The sequence below is a fragment of the Streptomyces sp. NPDC088725 genome (assembly GCF_044751305.1).
Taxonomy (GTDB): Bacteria; Actinomycetota; Actinomycetes; order Streptomycetales; family Streptomycetaceae; genus Streptomyces.
Window position 1 is genome coordinate 706,214 of sequence record NZ_JBIVLO010000001.1, and the last position, 16,991, is coordinate 723,204.

Annotated in this window: 15 protein-coding genes and 1 tRNA gene; 12 read left to right on the forward strand and 4 right to left on the reverse strand. The window is 71.2% G+C overall.

Annotation, left to right across the window (positions count from 1 at the left end):
• Positions 1–12 precede the first annotated feature (12 nt).
• The 12 genes from ACIP6N_RS02985 to ACIP6N_RS03040 all read left to right on the forward strand — a co-directional run bounded on the left by ACIP6N_RS02985 (position 13) and on the right by ACIP6N_RS03040 (position 13,058).
• Complete coding sequence (locus tag ACIP6N_RS02985; protein WP_401812340.1) at positions 13–1,257, forward strand: Gfo/Idh/MocA family protein; 1,245 nt, start codon at positions 13–15, stop codon at positions 1,255–1,257.
• Positions 1,258–1,265: 8 nt separating this feature from the next.
• Positions 1,266–2,273, forward strand: a complete 1,008-nt coding sequence (locus ACIP6N_RS02990; RefSeq protein WP_401812341.1) for a sugar phosphate isomerase/epimerase family protein — start codon at positions 1,266–1,268, stop codon at positions 2,271–2,273.
• 523 nt (positions 2,274–2,796) lie between these two features.
• Complete coding sequence (locus ACIP6N_RS02995) at positions 2,797–3,930, forward strand: inositol-3-phosphate synthase (protein ID WP_401812343.1); 1,134 nt, start codon at positions 2,797–2,799, stop codon at positions 3,928–3,930.
• A 2-nt stretch (positions 3,931–3,932) separates the two neighbouring features.
• Positions 3,933–5,141, forward strand: a complete 1,209-nt coding sequence (locus ACIP6N_RS03000; RefSeq protein ID WP_401812634.1) for an SCO3242 family prenyltransferase — start codon at positions 3,933–3,935, stop codon at positions 5,139–5,141.
• Entirely contained in the window at positions 5,138–5,983 is an 846-nt protein-coding gene (locus ACIP6N_RS03005; protein ID WP_401812345.1) for a sugar phosphate isomerase/epimerase family protein, read from the forward strand. Before ACIP6N_RS03000 ends, ACIP6N_RS03005 begins: the two co-directional genes overlap by 4 nt.
• Positions 5,980–6,582 (forward strand): EboA domain-containing protein, encoded by a 603-nt coding sequence (locus tag ACIP6N_RS03010; protein ID WP_401812347.1) that lies wholly within the window; start codon positions 5,980–5,982, stop codon positions 6,580–6,582. The genes ACIP6N_RS03005 and ACIP6N_RS03010 overlap by 4 nt, the downstream gene beginning before the upstream one ends.
• A complete protein-coding gene (locus tag ACIP6N_RS03015; protein ID WP_401812349.1) occupies positions 6,582–7,430 on the forward strand; it encodes a TatD family hydrolase in 849 nt (282 codons plus the stop codon). Before ACIP6N_RS03010 ends, ACIP6N_RS03015 begins: the two co-directional genes overlap by 1 nt.
• Positions 7,431–7,434: 4 nt before the next feature.
• Positions 7,435–8,604 (forward strand): metabolite traffic protein EboE, encoded by a 1,170-nt coding sequence (gene eboE / locus ACIP6N_RS03020; protein WP_401812351.1) that lies wholly within the window; start codon positions 7,435–7,437, stop codon positions 8,602–8,604.
• Positions 8,601–9,983, forward strand: coding sequence for a nucleotide pyrophosphatase/phosphodiesterase family protein (locus ACIP6N_RS03025; RefSeq protein ID WP_401812352.1), 1,383 nt, complete (start codon positions 8,601–8,603; stop codon positions 9,981–9,983). Before eboE ends, ACIP6N_RS03025 begins: the two co-directional genes overlap by 4 nt.
• A gap of 52 nt (positions 9,984–10,035) precedes the next feature.
• Positions 10,036–11,112 (forward strand): sugar phosphate isomerase/epimerase family protein, encoded by a 1,077-nt coding sequence (locus tag ACIP6N_RS03030; protein ID WP_401812353.1) that lies wholly within the window; start codon positions 10,036–10,038, stop codon positions 11,110–11,112.
• Between the two features lie 186 nt (positions 11,113–11,298).
• On the forward strand, positions 11,299–12,840 hold the full coding sequence (locus ACIP6N_RS03035) for an aldehyde dehydrogenase family protein (RefSeq protein ID WP_401812354.1): 1,542 nt from the start codon (positions 11,299–11,301) through the stop codon (positions 12,838–12,840).
• A gap of 130 nt (positions 12,841–12,970) precedes the next feature.
• A tRNA-Leu gene (locus ACIP6N_RS03040) sits at positions 12,971–13,058 on the forward strand.
• Positions 13,059–13,348: 290 nt separating this feature from the next.
• On the opposite strand, the gene ACIP6N_RS03045 is transcribed toward ACIP6N_RS03040, so the two are convergent.
• The 4 genes from ACIP6N_RS03045 to ACIP6N_RS03060 form a co-directional block, all read right to left on the reverse strand.
• Positions 13,349–14,662, reverse strand: coding sequence for an MFS transporter (locus tag ACIP6N_RS03045; protein ID WP_401812355.1), 1,314 nt, complete (start codon positions 14,660–14,662; stop codon positions 13,349–13,351).
• Entirely contained in the window at positions 14,659–15,255 is a 597-nt protein-coding gene (locus tag ACIP6N_RS03050; RefSeq protein WP_401812356.1) for an ArsR/SmtB family transcription factor, read from the reverse strand. Before ACIP6N_RS03050 ends, ACIP6N_RS03045 begins: the two co-directional genes overlap by 4 nt.
• Positions 15,256–15,454: 199 nt before the next feature.
• A complete protein-coding gene (locus tag ACIP6N_RS03055; RefSeq protein ID WP_401812357.1) occupies positions 15,455–16,291 on the reverse strand; it encodes an inositol monophosphatase family protein in 837 nt (278 codons plus the stop codon).
• Between the two features lie 205 nt (positions 16,292–16,496).
• Positions 16,497–16,979, reverse strand: a complete 483-nt coding sequence (locus ACIP6N_RS03060) for a nuclear transport factor 2 family protein (RefSeq protein ID WP_401812358.1) — start codon at positions 16,977–16,979, stop codon at positions 16,497–16,499.
• Positions 16,980–16,991 lie beyond the last annotated feature (12 nt).

Below are 16,991 nucleotides of genomic sequence, written 5' to 3' on the forward strand. Positions count from 1 at the left end.
GAGTAACTCCGTATGACCCCCAGGGAAGCGTCGGAGAAAGAGGCCGGTGCGCCGCCGTCACTCGGTATCGGCATGGTCGGATACGCGTTCATGGGCGCGGCCCACTCGCAGGGCTGGCGTACCGCGGGACGCGTCTTCGACCTGCCGATGCGGCCCGTGCTCGCCGCGATCTGCGGACGTGACGAGGACGCCGTGCGCGCCGCGGCGGACAAACACGGCTGGGCCGCCGCCGAGACCGACTGGCGGGCTCTGATCGCCCGCGACGACGTGCAGGTGGTCGACATCTGCACGCCGGGGGACAGCCACGCGGAGATCGCCATCGCGGCGCTCGAGGCGGGCAAGCACGTCCTGTGCGAGAAGCCGCTGGCCAACTCGGTCGCCGAGGCCGAGGCCATGGTCAGGGCGGCGGCCGAGGCCAGGTCGCGCGGACAGCTGGCCATGGTCGGCTTCAACTACCGCCGCGTGCCTGCCGTCGCGTTCGCCAGGCAGCTGATCGAGGAAGGCCGGATCGGCCGTCTGCGGCACGTACGGGTCACCTACCTCCAGGACTGGCTGGTGGACCCGGAGTTCCCGCTCACCTGGCGGCTCAAGCGTGAGCACGCGGGATCGGGGGCACTCGGCGACCTCGGCGCGCACATCGTGGACCTCGCGCAGTTCGTGACCGGCGAGTCCGTCGTCGGGGTCTCCGCGCTGTCGGAGACGTTCGTGAAGGAACGGCCGGTGCTGGACGGCGCTTCGGCGGGCCTCTCGGCCACGGGCGGCACCCGGCTGGGGCCGGTGACCGTGGACGACGCGGCGCTGTTCACCGGGCGGCTCTCCTCCGGCGCGCTGGCGTCCTTCGAGGCCACCCGGATGGCCGCGGGGCGCAAGAACGCGCTGACCCTGGAGATCAACGGCGAGCGCGGGTCGCTCTCCTTCGACCTGGAACGGCTCAACGAGCTCCAGTTCCACGACCACACGGAGCCCGCGCCGCTGTCCGGTTTCCGCCGGATCCTGGTCACAGAGGCGGAGCATCCCTACCTGGAGGCGTGGTGGCCGCCGGGCCACGCGCTCGGCTACGAGCACACCTTCGTCCACCAGGCCCGCGACCTGGTCGAGGCGCTCGCCGCGGGGACCGACCCGGCGCCGTCGTTCGCCGACGGGCTCCAGGTGCAGCGGGTGCTCGCCGCGGTGGAGGACAGTGCGGCCAAGAGTGCCGTCTACACGTCCGTACCGCCGCCGTCCGGAACGTCCGGACTGTCAGGAACCGAAGGCTAGGAGTCGCCATGTCACGTCCGTTCACCCTGTTCACCGGCCAGTGGGCCGATCTGCCGCTCGAAGAAGTCTGCAAGCACGCCCGTGACTTCGGTTACGACGGCCTCGAACTGGCCACCTGGGGAGACCACTTCGAGGTCGACAAGGCTCTCGCGGACCCGGGCTACCTGGACAGCCGTCACCAACTGCTCGACAAATACGGGCTGAAGTGCTGGGCGATCTCCAACCACCTGGTCGGCCAAGCCGTTTGTGACAGCATCATCGACGAGCGCCACCAGGCCATCCTGCCCGCCCGCATCTGGGGCGACGGGGAGGCCGAGGGGATCAGGCAGCGCGCCGCCGCCGAGATCAAGGACACCGCTAGGGCCGCCGCCGCGTTCGGCGTCGACACGGTGATCGGCTTCACCGGATCCTCGATCTGGCACCTGGTCGCGATGTTCCCGCCGGTGCCGCCCGGCATGATCGATCGGGGCTACGAGGACTTCGCGGAGCGCTGGAACCCGATCCTGGACGTCTTCGACGCCGAGGGGGTCCGTTTCGCGCACGAGGTGCACCCGAGCGAGATCGCGTACGACTACTGGACCACCAAGCAGGCGCTGGAAGCGGTCGACCACCGGCCCGCGTTCGGGCTGAACTTCGACCCGAGCCACTTCGTCTGGCAGGACCTGGACCCGGTCAACTTCCTGTACGACTTCCGGGACCGGATCTACCACGTCGACTGCAAGGAGGCCCGCAAGCGCCTCGACGGCCGCAACGGGCGGCTCGGTTCGCACCTGCCCTGGGGCGACCCGCGGCGTGGCTGGGACTTCGTCTCCGCCGGCCACGGTGACGTGCCGTGGGAGGACGTCTTCCGGATGCTGCGGTCCATCGGCTACGAGGGACCCGTCTCGGTCGAGTGGGAGGACGCGGGGATGGACCGGCTGGCGGGGGCTCCCGAGGCCCTGCGCGACCTGAAGCGCTTCGACTTCGACGCGCCGACGGCATCCTTCGACGCCGCCTTCGGCGGCGGCGACAAGTAGGCGACGGGCAAGCACCAGCAGGGAAAAGCGGACTCAGCCCGGCGGCGGTGGAGAAGCGCCGCCGGGCGGTCAGTCCTGCCCGGACACCGCTTTGTCCTGAGTCGGGAAGAAGTCCAACTTATCTAGTGCGCAAGGTCTTTCCGTGCCGGACGAACCCGGCTACCGTCCACTGATGTGTACAGGACATGGACCTGTTCCGGTGTGAAGGTGAGCGTCGGCGAAACGGTCGCTCTCCGGGGGCCGGTTGCGGGACGCCCATCCTCTGGAGGACCGCCGTGCACGGAGAACAACCGGGATTCAGCTCTTTCGCCGCACTCCTGACGGGCGCCGCCGGGAAGGCGGCCCGAGGTCACTCGCCATCCAGTTGAAGAAACCGCCCGCCCGCACTCCGGGACGGGCGGCCGCCAGCCGGGCGGCGGACGGGGAGGCGCCGTACCCCCCGCCCGCCGCCCACCAACACAGCACCGGCACCACAGCACCGGCACCACACGACCGGGACAGATGACCGGCAGGGAGGCACCCCGTGACGACGAACACCCCTGAATCGAACGCAGCGCGTACCGGAGTCTGGTTCGTCGGAGCACGCGGCTCCGTCGCCACCACGGCCGTCGCGGGATGCGCGGCGGTCACCGCCGGGCTCCACCCGCCGACCGGCATGGTCACGGAGACCGCGCCCTTCGCCGACGCGGGCCTCCCCGCCCTCTCCTCGCTCGTCTTCGGCGGCCACGACACGGCGAGCTGCCCCCTGCCGAAGCGTGCCGAGGAGCTGACCGCCGCCGGAGTGCTCCCGCACGGCCTCCCCTCGGCGATCCATGCCGAACTCAGCGCTGCCGACGGGGAGATCAGGCCCGGCGGACCGCAGTCCGGTGACGCCCGCAGCGACGAGGAACTGATCGCCTCCTTCGCCGCCGACATCACGGACTTCGTGCGACACACCGGCGTCGCCCGCGCGGTCGTCGTCAACGTCTCCTCCACGGAAGCCGAGCCCGCGCCCGACGACCCACGCCTGCCCGCCAGTTCGCTGTACGCGGCGGCCGCGGTCCGGGCCGGCTGCCCCTACGTCAACTTCACCCCGTCGACCGGGCTGCGCACCGCCGCCCTCGCGGACGCCGTCTCCGGCAGCGGACTTCCCCACGCGGGCCGCGACGGCAAGACGGGTCAGACGCTGCTCCGTTCCGTACTCGCCCCGATGTTCGTCCAGCGAGCCCTGAACGTCCGGGCCTGGTCGGGTACCAACCTGCTGGGCGGCGGGGACGGGGCGGCGCTGGCCGACCCGGCGGCCGCGGCGGCCAAGAACGCGGGCAAGGAACGCGTACTCGCCGACACCCTCGGCGCGGCCCCCGAGGGCGAGGTGCACATCGACGACGTGCCCGCGCTCGGCGACTGGAAGACGGCCTGGGACCACATCGCCTTCGACGGCTTCCTCGGTTCCCGCATGATCCTCCAGACGATCTGGCAGGGCTGCGACTCGGCGCTCGCCGCGCCGCTGGTGCTCGACCTGGCCAGGCTGGTGTCCCGCGCTCACGAGGCCGGGCTGAGCGGGCCGCTGCCCGAACTGGGCTTCTACTTCAAGGATCCGGACGGCGGACCGGCGGCGCTGGCCGAACAGTTCGAGGTGCTCCTCGCCTTCGCCGACCGCTTGAAGGAGACCCGGTGAGGCTGCGTGCCTGGGCCGAACTGCTGCGCGTGTCCGCGCTGTTCACGATCCCGGGCGACGCGCTGGCCGGCGCCGCGGCCCGGGGCATACGGCCCAACCGCGGGACCGCGCTGGCCGTCGGCGCCTCGCTCTGCCTGTACGAGGCGGGCATGGCGCTCAACGACTGGGCGGACCGCGAAGAGGACGCGATCGACCGCCCGCACCGCCCGATTCCCTCGGGCCGTGTCTCACCGGCGGCGGCCCTGACGGCTGCGGGCGCCCTGACGGCGGCGGGTCTGGCCCTGGCGGCCAGGGCAGGCCGCCCTTCCCTGCTGGTCTCCACGGCCCTGGCGGCCACGGTCTGGGCGTACGACCTGCGGCTGAAACACACCGCGGCGGGGCCGGTGGCGATGGGCGCGGCGCGCTCACTCGACCTGCTGCTCGGCGCGACGGCCACGTCCACGACCACGTCCTCGGTGGGCGCGGCCCGTACGCCGGACGCCGGTCTCGGCGCCGCGGCGGGCCGACGGCTCTCCCTGGACAAGGGGCGGTCCATTGCTGTCATGCCCCTGGCAACCGGCGCGAGCCCGCGGGCCGCGAGCCCGTGGGCCGGAGCCCGTGCCGCTCTGCCCTCCGCCGCACTGCTCGGCGCGCACACCGTCGCCGTCACCACCGTCTCGCGCCACGAGACGCAGGGCGGTTCGACGGCGGCGCCACTCGCCGCGCTCGCGGCCACCGCGCTGTTCGGCGCGCTGGTGGGCCGCCGTCGCGCGACCGGACCGTCGCACGGCACCAGCTCCGAAACCGCGGTGCCGCGCGCACCCGGTACGGGTCACTCACCACCGGGCGCGGGCAGCGGACCAGGGGAGTGGGCGAAGCTCGCGGGCGCACGGGCCGGCGCCGCCGTCCCCCGGCACACGGCACGGAGCGCGCCGGGCCGACCCGGCGCGCTCCCCGTCAGCGGCTTCCCCGGTGGCGCCTTCCCGGTGGCCGCCGCCCTCACCGCCACGCTGGCCACCGTCTACGCCGCCACCGCCGGCCGGCCCCTGCTGCACGCCGTGCTCAACCCCTCGCCCGCCCTCACCCAACGCGCCGTCGGCGGCGGAATCCGGGCCATGATCCCGCTTCAGGCCGCGCTCGCCGCCCGTGGCGGGGCCCCCGGGAGCGCGCTCGGTGTCGTGGGACTCGTCCCGCTGGCCCGCGTCTTCGCACGGAAAGTGAGCGTCACATGAGCCTGCGCCTCGGATACGGCACCAACGGGCTCACCGACCACCGCCTCGACGACGCCCTCGGGCTGCTCGCCGACCTCGGATACGACGGTGTCGGACTGACCCTCGACCACATGCACCTCGACCCCCTGGCCCCCGAACTGGCCGCCCGCACGCGGAAGGTCGGCCGCAGGCTCGGCGAACTGGGCCTCGGCGTCACCATCGAGACCGGCGCACGCTACGTACTCGACCCGCGCCGCAAGCACGGGCCCTCCCTCCTCGATCCGGACCCCGACGGCCGCGCCGCGCGGGTGGGCCTGCTGCTCACGGCCGTTCAGGTCGCGGCGGACCTGGGAGCCCACGCCGTGCACTGCTTCAGCGGCATCACCCCGGCCGGCACCGACACGGACACCGCCTGGAAGCGCCTCGAAGAGGCGATGGCCCCGGTCCTCGACGCGGCGCAGGGGGCCGGAGTACCGCTCGCGGTCGAGCCGGAACCCGGCCACCTCGTCTCGGACCTCGCCGGCTTCCACCAGCTCAGGCAGCGCCTCGGCGACCCCGCCCCGCTCGGCCTCACCCTCGACATCGGGCACTGCCAGTGTCTGGAACCCGCGCCGCCCGCCGACTGCGTGCGGGAGGCGGGACCCTGGCTGAGGCACGTCCAGATCGAGGACATGCGGCGGGGCGTCCATGAGCATCTGCCCTTCGGAGAAGGCGAGATCGACTTCCCGCCCGTACTCGCGGCCCTGGAGGCCACCGGCTACCAGGGCCTGACCGTGGTCGAGCTGCCCCGCCACTCCCACGCCGGTTCCGAACTGGCCCGTACCTCCATCGACTTCCTCCGTACGAAGGGAGCACCGGCATGACCGCCACCCGCGAGGAGCTGTCCCCCCGGCTCGACCCGGATGCCAGAACCTGGCTCGACGGAGCACTCGCGGAGGCGGACCGGGCCGCGCGACAGGACGACAACGTTGCCGTACCGGCCTGGGAGTTGAGGTTCGCCGCCGCTGGCCGGCACGTCGGTCAGGAATACGCCGACGCCGCGCGCGTCCTGCTGCTCCGGCAGGCGGACGCGGGACTCGCCACCCTCACCCGGATCTACCAGCGGGGTGCGGCGGCCGAACGCCGCGCGGTCCTGCTCGCCCTGCCCGCGCTGGTCCCGGGGCCCGAGGCGCTGCCGCTGACCGAGGACGCCCTGCGGGCCAACGACACCCGGCTCGTCGCCGCGGCCGTGGGCCCGTACGCCGCCGCACACCTCGACCCGCACGCCTGGCGCCACGCCATCCTCAAGTGCCTCTTCACCGGTGTGCCGGCCGACGCCGTCGACAGCCTGCCGGAGCGGGCCCGCGGCGACGCCGAACTGGCCCGGATGCTCGGCGACTTCGCCGCCGAACGGACCGCCGCGGGCCGCGACGTACCCGCCGACCTGTACCGCGTACTGAATCTGACCGGCGAGGAGTCCTGATGCGCATCTTCGACCCCCACATCCACATGACCTCCCGCACCACGGACGACTACCAGGCGATGTACGCCTCCGGCGTCCGCGCCCTGGTCGAACCCTCCTTCTGGCTCGGCCAGCCCCGGACCTCGCCCGAGAGCTTCTTCGACTACTTCGACGCGCTCCTCGGCTGGGAGCCCTTCAGAGCGGCCCAGTACGGCATCGCCCACCACTGCACGCTCGGCCTCAACCCCAAAGAGGCGAACGACCCGCGCTGTACGCCCGTCATCGGCGAACTGGCCCGCTACCTCGTCAAGGACGGTGTCGTCGCCGTCGGCGAGCTGGGCTACGACTCCATGACACCGGCCGAGGACGCCGCCCTCGCCGCCCAGCTCCAGCTGGCCGCAGAACACGGCCTGCCCGCGCTCGTCCACACCCCCCACCGGGACAAGCTCGCAGGACTGCGCCGCACCATAGACGTCGTACGCGAGTCGGCGCTCGCCCCCGAACACGTCCTGCTCGACCATCTCAACGAGACCACTGTCAAGGACGCTGCCGAGAGCGGATGCTGGCTGGGCTTCTCCATCTACCCGGACACCAAGATGGACGAGGACCGCATGGTCGCCGTCCTCAAGTCCCACGGCACGGAGAAGGTACTCGTCAACTCGGCCGCCGACTGGGGCAAGAGCGACCCGCTCAAGACCCGCAAGGTCGCCGACGCCATGCTGGCCGGCGGCTTCACCGAGGACGACGTCGACCAGGTCCTGTGGCGCAACCCCGTCGCCTTCTACGGAATCAGCGGCAGACTCCAACTGGACGTCCCCGCGCCGGAAGCCCTGCACGAGGGCAACTCCATTCTCCGCGGCGGGGAGTGATCCGATGCGCTTCCGCCACCCCGACGGCTCCACCGTCCACCTCTCGTACTGCACCAATGTGCATCCCGCGGAAAACCTCGAAGGCGTCCTCGCCCAACTGCGCGACCACTGCGAGCCGGTACGCAAACGACTCGGCCGGGACCGGCTCGGCATCGGCCTCTGGCTCGCCAAGGGCGCGGCCCAGGTCCTGATCAACGACCCCGCGCAACTGCGGGGACTGCGCGGCGAACTCGACAGGCGCGGCCTCGAAGTCGTCACCCTCAACGGCTTCCCGTACGAGGGCTTCGGCGCCGAAGAGGTCAAGTACCGCGTGTACAAGCCCGACTGGGCCGACCCGGAGCGGCTGACCCACACCACGGACCTCGCCAGACTGCTCGCCGTACTGCTGCCCGACGACGTCACCGAAGGCTCCATCTCCACGCTGCCGCTCGCCTGGCGCACCCCGTACGACAGCGCCGCCGCCGATGCCGCCCACGCGGCGCTCACCACACTCGCCGAGCGCCTCGACGGGCTGGAGGAGCTGACCGGCAAACGCATCAGGATCGCCCTGGAGCCGGAACCGGGCTGCACCGTCGAAACCACCGCCGACGCGATCGCCCCGCTCACCCGCATCGCGAGCGACCGGATCGGCATCTGCGTCGACACCTGCCACCTCGCCACCTCCTTCGAGGACCCGGCCACCGCACTCGGCGCGCTGGAGACCGCCGGCGTCCCCATCCCCAAGGCGCAGCTCTCCGCGGCGCTGCACGCCGAACACCCGCACCTCCCCGAAGTACGCGAAGCCCTCGGCGCTTTCGCGGAGCCCCGCTTCCTGCACCAGACCCGCACCCGTACCGCCACCGGGCTGCTCGGCACGGACGACCTGGACGAAGCGCTCACGGGCGGCGCGCTCCCCGACAGCGCCCCCTGGCGCTCGCACTTCCATGTCCCCCTGCACGCCCCGCCCGCACCACCGCTCGCCTCCACACTGCCGGTACTCCAGGACGCACTCGCCAGGCTGGTGGGCCGGGCGGAGCCGCTCACCCGCCATCTGGAGGTCGAGACCTACACCTGGCAGGCGCTCCCGGCCCAGCTGCGCCCCCGCTCGCGCGGCCAGCTCGCCGACGGGATAGCCGCAGAACTGACCCTGGCACGCGACCTGTTGGTCGACCTCGGCCTGAAGGAACTGCCATGACAGAGAGCCCCACCCCCCTGCTCGTCCTGGACGTCGTGGGCCTCACCCCCCAACTCCTCGACCACATGCCCCACTTGAAGAGACTGGCAGGCGAAGGCTCGCACGCCCCGCTCTCCACCGTGCTGCCCGCCGTCACCTGCAGCGCGCAGTCCACCTTCCTGACCGGCACGCTCCCCGCCGAGCACGGCATCGTGGGCAACGGCTGGTACTTCCGCGAGCTGGGCGACGTACTGCTCTGGCGCCAGAACAACGGCCTGGTCGCCGGCGACAAGCTCTGGGACGCCGCCAGGCGTTCCCACCCCGGCTACACCGTCGCCAACATCTGCTGGTGGTACGCGATGGGCGCGGACACCGACTTCACCGTCACGCCCCGCCCGGTCTACTACGCCGACGGCCGCAAGGAGCCCGACTGCTACACCCGGCCGCCGGCCCTGCACGACGAACTCACCGACAAACTCGGCACGTTCCCGCTCTTCCACTTCTGGGGCCCCGGCGCCGACCTTGTCTCCTCGCAGTGGATCATCGACGCCACCCGCCACATCATCCGCACCCGCACACCCGACCTGGCGCTCTGCTACCTCCCGCACCTGGACTACGACCTCCAGCGCTACGGTCCCGACGACCCGCGCTCACACCGAGCCGCCGCCGAACTCGACGCCGCCGTAGCCCCGTTGCTGGACGACGCGCGCGCCGAAGGCCGTACCGTCGTGGCGCTGTCCGAATACGGCATCACCCGCGTCTCCCGTCCGGTCGACATCAACCGCGCGCTGCGCAGGGCCGGCCTGCTGGAGGTCCACACCCAGGACGGCATGGAGTACCTGGACCCGATGGCGTCGCGCGCCTTCGCCGTCTCGGACCACCAGCTCGCGCACATCTACGTGCGCCGCCCGGAAGACCTCGACGCCACCCGTGAAGCCCTGAAGGACCTCGCGGGCATCGACGTGATCCTGGACGACGAGGGCAAGAAGAGCCACGGCCTCGACCACCCGCGCTCCGGCGAGCTGGTCGCCATCGCGGAACCCGACGCGTGGTTCACGTACTACTACTGGCTGGACGACGACCGCGCGCCGGACTTCGCGCAGCTGGTGGAGATCCACCGCAAGCCCGGCTACGACCCCGTCGAGCTGTTCATGGACCCCCTCGACCCGTACGTACGCGTCAAGGCGGCCGCGGCGATCGCCCGTAAGAAGCTCGGTATGCGCTACCGGCTCGCGGTGGTCCCGCTCGACCCCTCTCCGATCCGCGGCAGCCACGGCCGCCTCCCCGCGAGCGACGACGAAGGCCCGCTCATCCTGTGCTCCACCCCCGAAGCCGTCAGTGGGCGCGTCGAGGCCACTGATGTGAAATCCCTGCTCCTCCGGCTTGCAGGACTGCACTGATCCGGGACGTCCGGGACGTCCAGGCGTTGGTACTGACAAAGGGAGTTCTCTTATGAGCCGCAAGAAGTCCGCCGACCCCGAACTCGCGCAGAAGCTCAGCAGACGAGGCATGCTCGGCGTAGCCGCCGGTACCGGCGCCGCCGCCCTGCTCGGTCTCTCGGCCGTTCCCGCCGCGGCCAACGGCCACGGGCACGGCCACGGGCACGGCAACGGCCACGGACCTGACCACGGTCACGGCCACGGCGGAACCCAGCCCGTCCTGACCCCGGGACGCCTCGGCATCCAGCTCTACTCGCTGCGCGACAAGGTCGCCGAACTCGGCTTCGCCCCCGTCTTCGACGAGCTGGAGCGCTTCGGCTACGACGAGGTCGAGTACGCCGGCTACACGCAGGGCACCGGCGACATCACCGTGCCCGAGCTGCGCAGGCTCGCCGAGGACCACGGGCTGAACGGCATCGGCAGCCACGTCAATTACTACGACGACAACAACCCCGACGCGTACAGCTTCGCGCAGAACCTGGAAAAGGTCCTCGACGACGCCCAGACGCTCGGCCTCGAACACATCGGAACCGCCTCGGGTCCGTTCCGTTACGGCGACACCGTGGACGCCTGGAAGCGGGCGGCCCAGGACTTCAACACCTATGGCGCGGCGGCCAAGAAGCGCGGCATGAAGTTCTACCAGCACAACCACGGCGAGGAGTTCGCCTTCGCCTCCGACCAGCCGGACGTCCGTCTCTACGACGTCCTGCTCGCCGAGACCGACCCGCACCTGGTCTACCTGGAGATGGACATCTACTGGGCCTACACCGGCCAGTTCCGCTTCAGCAAGACCGTCGAGGGCAAGCCCCGCCCGTTCGAGCCGCTGGACTACGTACTCAAGAACCCCGACCGTTACCCCCTTTTCCACGTCAAGGACGGCACACACGACGCGGCCGCCCGCGACGGCTACGACATGACGGACGTCGGCGACGGCGAGATCGACTACAAGACGTTCATCTCCGCCGTGAACAAGACCCGCGGCGGCCGCCCCAACCACCACTGGCAGGTCGAGCACGACCAGCCCGTCGACTCCGTGGCGTTCGCCCGCAAGTCGGCGGACCACCTGCACTCGCTGCGCGCCAAGCGCTGATCCCGTGGCGGCGGCCCTCCGCGCGACTTCACCCGAAGCCGCTCGGAGGGCCGCCGCCGTGCGCGTTGTCCGCCCACGACGCACGAACATTCCAGGCGTACGCTGAGAAAAAGGGCGCAGTGGGACGCGCGGGCCCCGCGAGACGGAGACGGGCCGTGCCGCCGCCCCTCCGAGCGGAGACCTTTCATGGCACCCTCTCTCACACTCAAAGCGGGCACGTCCTGGTCCGACGCGTGGCAGCGATGCCTCGCGGTGGCGCCGGAGTCCTTCGCGGAGGACCACGTACGCAATCTCTGGGCGTCGTCCTGGCAGCCGGGCGGGCGCACGCTGCCCGCCACCAGCCCCGTCGACGGCGGCTTCATCGTGGGCCCGCCGCGCCTCGACGCCGCCACTGCCCAGCAGGCGGTGCACGCGAGCCTCGACCAGCACCGCGCCTGGCGGCACGCGCCACTGGCCGAGCGCAGGGCGCGCGTCACCGCCACACTCGACGCCCTCGCCGAACACCGCGACCTGCTCGCGCTCCTCCTCGTCTGGGAGATCGGCAAACCGTGGAAGCTCGCCCGGGCGGACGTCGACCGTGCCATCGACGGGGTGCGGTGGTACGCCGACGGAGTGGAACCGATGCTGGCGGGCCGTACCCCGCTGCCGGGTCCCGTCTCCAACATCGCCAGCTGGAACTACCCGATGTCCGTCCTGGTCCACGCCATGCTCGTACAGGCGCTGGCCGGCAACGCGGTGATCGCCAAAACCCCCACCGACGGCGGCGTCGCCTGCCTGACCCTGGCAGCGGCGCTCGCCGCCCGCGAGGGCCTTCCGATCACGCTGCTCAGCGGTGGCGGCCGGGACCTCTCCGAAGCCCTCGTCGGCGCGCCCGAGATCGGCTGTGTCTCCTTCGTCGGCGGCAGGGACACCGGAGCGCGCATCGCCACTGCCGTCGCCGACCTCGGCAAGCGCCACATCCTGGAGCAGGAAGGCCTCAATACCTGGGGGATCTGGAACTTCAGCGACTGGCCGGCCCTTACCTCCGTCATTCCGAAGTTGTTCGACTACGGAAAGCAACGCTGTACGGCGTACCCGCGCTTCGTCGTCCAGCGCTCGCTGTTCGCGGACTTCCTCGCGGCGTACCTGCCCGCCGTACGCTCCGTACGCCTCGGCCACCCCCTGGCGGTCGAGCACCCGGACGATCAGCTGCCGGAACTGGACTTCGGCCCGCTCATCAACGCGGCCAAGGCCAAGGAACTGGGCGATCAGGTGGCGGAGGCGATCGACCGGGGCGCCGTGCCCCTGCACCGGGGAGATCTCGCGCGGGGGCGCTTCCTGCCCGGACAGGACACGAGCGCCTACGTGCCGCCCGTCACCCTGCTCCGCCCGCCCGCGTCCTCCCCGCTGCACCACTCCGAACCGTTCGGGCCGGTCGACACCATCGTCCTGGTCGACACGGAGGCCGAGCTGCTGGCCGCGATGAACGCGTCCAACGGCGCGCTGGTCGCCAGCCTCTCCACCGACGATCCGGCCACCTACGAACGGCTGGCGCCCCAGATCCGCGCGTTCAAGACCGGCCAGGGCAAACCCCGCTCACGCGGGGACAAGGACGAGCTCTTCGGCGGCTTCGGCAACTCCTGGCGAGGCGCCTTCGTGGGCGGCGAACTGCTGGTCAAGGCCGTAACCCAGGGCCCCCGGGGCGAGCGCGCACCGGGCAACTTCCCCGACTACCACCTGATGCCCTGAACCCGCCGCGCACGCTCCACCCCCGGCGCCCCGGCACCACACCTGACCACCGGATATGCGGGCGAGGAGCACACCGATCCCCTGGTATTGTTGAGGTGTCGCCGCGGGGAAACCCGCGGTTCGACCACTCGTCCGGGTGGCGGAATGGCAGACGCGCTAGCTTGAGGTGCTAGTGCCCTTTATCGGGCGTGGGGGTTCAAGTCCCCCCTCGGACACCAGTGGAAACCCCAGTTGATCTGGGGTTTTTCTGCTTTCCGGGCTCTGGCGTGACCAACCACGTGACCAACAGCCGATCGGGTCTCCTGGCCGGACCAGGAACGACAGGCCGATACGGCCGGCACTCGAAGCGGCCGGCTTCTTCGCTTCCTCGGCGCGACACCTGCGGTACCGCGCCATGGTGCAGACCGGCGAGCGGTGCCGGGCGTTGGCCGAGCCCCCTGCGGGATTCTCGTGGGCGGCCGGATCCGGCGGTTCGGTTCCGAGGGGCGATCGCCCGGTGCGGTCGTGGTCAAAGACGAGGCAGGGCCGACTCGCCATCGGAATCCAGCGGGAGTTCGGCATTACTCGTCGGCCGGCGGGACGTCGGCAGGTCTCGCGAACGCCGGATCGGGGAGAAGACCAGGATCAGTGCGGCGAGCGGGATCCCCGCTGTCGTGATGGCCATGGCGGTGCGGAGGCCGAGTGTGGTTCCGAGCGTGCCGCCGAGCAGTGCTCCGAGGGGGATCGTTCCGTAGCTGAGGAATGCGGTGCTCGCGGTGAGACGACCGAGGAGATCCGGCGGGCAGTAGCGTTGCTGGAAGCTCACCTTGATGATGTTGCCGGCCACGACGCCCGCGGAGACGCTGAAGCCGCCTGTCACAAAGAGCAGGGTCCCGGCCCCGCCGACGGTCAGCGGGATGAGCAGACCGAGCATCGGAAGTCCCAGTTCGAACACCAGCGTCGCGCGGGCCGTGCCGATCCGGTGCGCGACCCGGCGCGCGGCGAATGCCCCGGCCACGCCTCCGGCGCTGGTGGCCGCGATGAGCGCGCCGACCGTCCCCGGGGTCAGGCCGACGCTCCGGACCAGGAAGACCACCTGGATCGACTGGTACCCCATAAGGGCCAGGTTGGAGGCGGCTCCGAAGAGTGTGAGCGTGCGAAACCAGGGGTCGACGGCGATCAGCCGCAGGCCTTCCCGGACTTCACCGACCAGTGAAGCGGGGCGGTGTTCGGTTCTGGTGACGCGTGGCTCGCGATGCCGGACGCCCGAGAGGCAGAGGAGCGAGACGAGGAAGGTCGCGGCGTTGGCGAACATCCCGTTCACCGCACCTGCCAACTGTGCGATCAGGCCGCCGGAGCCGAGCCCGGCGATCTGCGCGGCGGACGCGCTGCCGTGCAGTTTGGCGTTGCCCTCGGGCTGGTCATCGGGTTCCAGAATGCTGGGGAGATAGGCACTGTAGGCGGTCTGGAAGAAGACTGCTGACGTGCCCGTCAGCAGGGCGACGGCCAGCAGTAGTCCGATACTCAACCAGCCGGACCACGCGGCGAACGGGACACCGGCGAAGAGCAGGAAGGAGACCGCGGCCGCGGTCAGCATGACCGGTCTGCGTCGCAGCCGGTCCACCCAGACGCCGACCGGGAGACCGATGATCATCCAAGGGGCCCAGGCGGCTGCGCTCAGCAGGCCGACTTCGAACGTGCCGGCGTGCAAGGTGGAGATGGCAACCAGTGGCATCGCCACCCCGGTGACGGATGCACCGAACTTTCCGGCGGTCTCGCCGCACCACAGCAGGCGGAAATCGCGATGGCGGCGCAGGAGACCGCCGCGTATGCCCTGGCTCACGCGGTGCCACGGTCCTTGCGGGGGAAGGACTGGAGCTGCACGACGACGGGGAGCGCGTCCGGGGAGGGCTCGGTATCCGGGGCGGGAGTGTGGCGGGCGATGACAGCCATCAACTCCGCGTTGAGCGAACCCAGCTGAGCCGGAGTCATCCGCAGCTCGCTCCAGTCCGCGACGGTGCCGGCGCTCCGCCACGTGTCGTCCCAGTCCTCGCTGATGTAGTTCACGACCCGGCTGAAGTGTTGCTGCACCAGTTCGTGCAGGTAGACCGAGAGCACGCCCCGAGTGTCGGGATCGTCGCGGAAATCGGCGGTGTTCAGTTCATTCGTGACGTCGGCTCTTCTCCACCAGCGCTCGCGTTTCGTGCCCCGTCCGGTTTCCTCCTCGATGAAGCCGTGCTCGGCGAGGTGGCGCACATGCCAACTGATGGTGCCGGTGTTCTCTCCGAGGCGTTCGGCGAGCCCGGTGGCAGTGGCGGGGCCGTCCAGACTGAGCAATTCAAAGATGTTCATCCGCAGCGGATGGGCCAGCCCCCGCAGGCTGCGTGCGTCGAGGCGCCGGGAGGGCTTGGCGGGCTGGGGAGTGCGTTCCGGCATGCCAACAGCGTATGTTGCAGAGGTTTCTCTGCATAGGAGTATCTGCAGAGAAGCCTCTGCAAACCCTCACCGCGGCTCGGTGGGCCGTCCGAGGGGGCGAACCTGGACCGGCACAGTGCCCACGCGCCGGGCTGCTCCGGAGATCGGCGGCCGCCCGGTGTGGGGCAGCCGCCGTACGCGCCGGGCGGCCGGCAGTCGCTCAGGCGTCGAGCGCCGCCTGGGGGTCGCGCAGGAGCGCGAGCGCGGTCGGGTGCAGGGCGGGCGGGGCGACGACGATGTCGGTGCTGCCGGCGGTCCACGGGTTCCCGTGCAGGTCGGTGACGGTGGCGCCGGCCTGGGCCGCTATCAGGGCTCCGGGAGCGACAGCGGGGAGGTCGGGGCCGAAACGCCAGAAGAGGTCGTGGTGGCCGGCGGCGACGGCCAGCAGCGGGAAGGTGCTCGGCACCGTCTGGCGTACGGCGAGGGCGTGATCGAACATGGTGTTGATCGCGGCGGCGGTACGCCGGTTGAGGTCCGCGGTGCCGCCCGCCTGGCTGGTCGTGACGATCGACATGGCGAGGTCGGTCTTGTCGGACCCGGCGACCGGCTTGCCGTTGAGCGTGGCGCCATGGCCGTGGACCGCGCTGTAGGTGTGGTCCTCGACGGGCTGGTGGACCACGGCGAGCACGGGCAGGTTGTCGAGCAGCAGGGTGATGTTCACGGAGAACTCGGGTACGCCGTGGATGAAGTTGACCGCTCCTTCGACTCCGTCCACGACCCACCATTCACCCGCTCTCGTCTCGGTGGAGCGGTGGGACTCCGGATCGTCGTCAAGCCACCGGGCCCCGGGACGCAGGAGCGCGAGGGCCTCGCGCAGCCCCTCGGCGGATACCGCTTCGACCCGCTCGTAGGCGGCCAGGAGCGTGGTGCGGTCGAGGATGCGGGCACCGGGGGTGAACAGCTCGCGGATGCGCGCTCCGGAGCTCTGGGCCAGGGCGATGACCTCGGGGAGCAGCGCGGCGTACGGATCGGCTGCCTCGGGGCTGATGCACGTCAAGGGATGTCTCCTTGTCGGGGTGAGGGGGCGGCGCGGGGCGGAATCGGCGCGCCGCTGAGGTGCGGGTCGGAGGGCGAGGGCCCTCGCGAGGGGGCCGTGCCGTGTTCGCGGGCCAGGTGGGCAACCGGGCGCCTCGGGGCGCGGGGCGGCGGTGGCCGGGCCGGGCCGGTGCGTGCCGTCTGCCGGGGCGTGCGCGGAGCGGTGCTCAGCTGGAGCGCTTGGCCGTCGCGGCATGGGTGTAGAGGTGTGCGTTGCCTTCGAGCGGGGCGGTCCTGGTCACGGCGATCCGCTCGATCAGCCAGCGTGTGCCGGTCTTGCGCATCCGCAGGTCCCAGGTGCCGCGCATGACGCAGATCTGCGTGCCGGCAGCGGGCCGGTCGGCGAGGTAGTGGTACGCCAGGACGTGCGCGCTGCACGTTGCTTGGGTGCCGGCGAGGTCGATGACGAGATTCGAGGTGAGGTGGTGGGTGACGGTGAAGCCTTCGGCGACGGCGCGCGCCCGGCTGGTGAAGTCGTCGGCGCTCACTTCGACCGCCGGGACGTCGAGGTGCCTGCTGAGGTCGAGGTGGACCCGCTCGGTCAGCAGGGCGCGCAGGCCCGCCCAGTCGTGCGCGTCCTGGGTGGTCGCGAGCCGGGCGACGGCTTCGGCGATCGCGAGCTGGTCGGAGAGGGATTCCAGGGTGGTCATGATCTCGTTCTC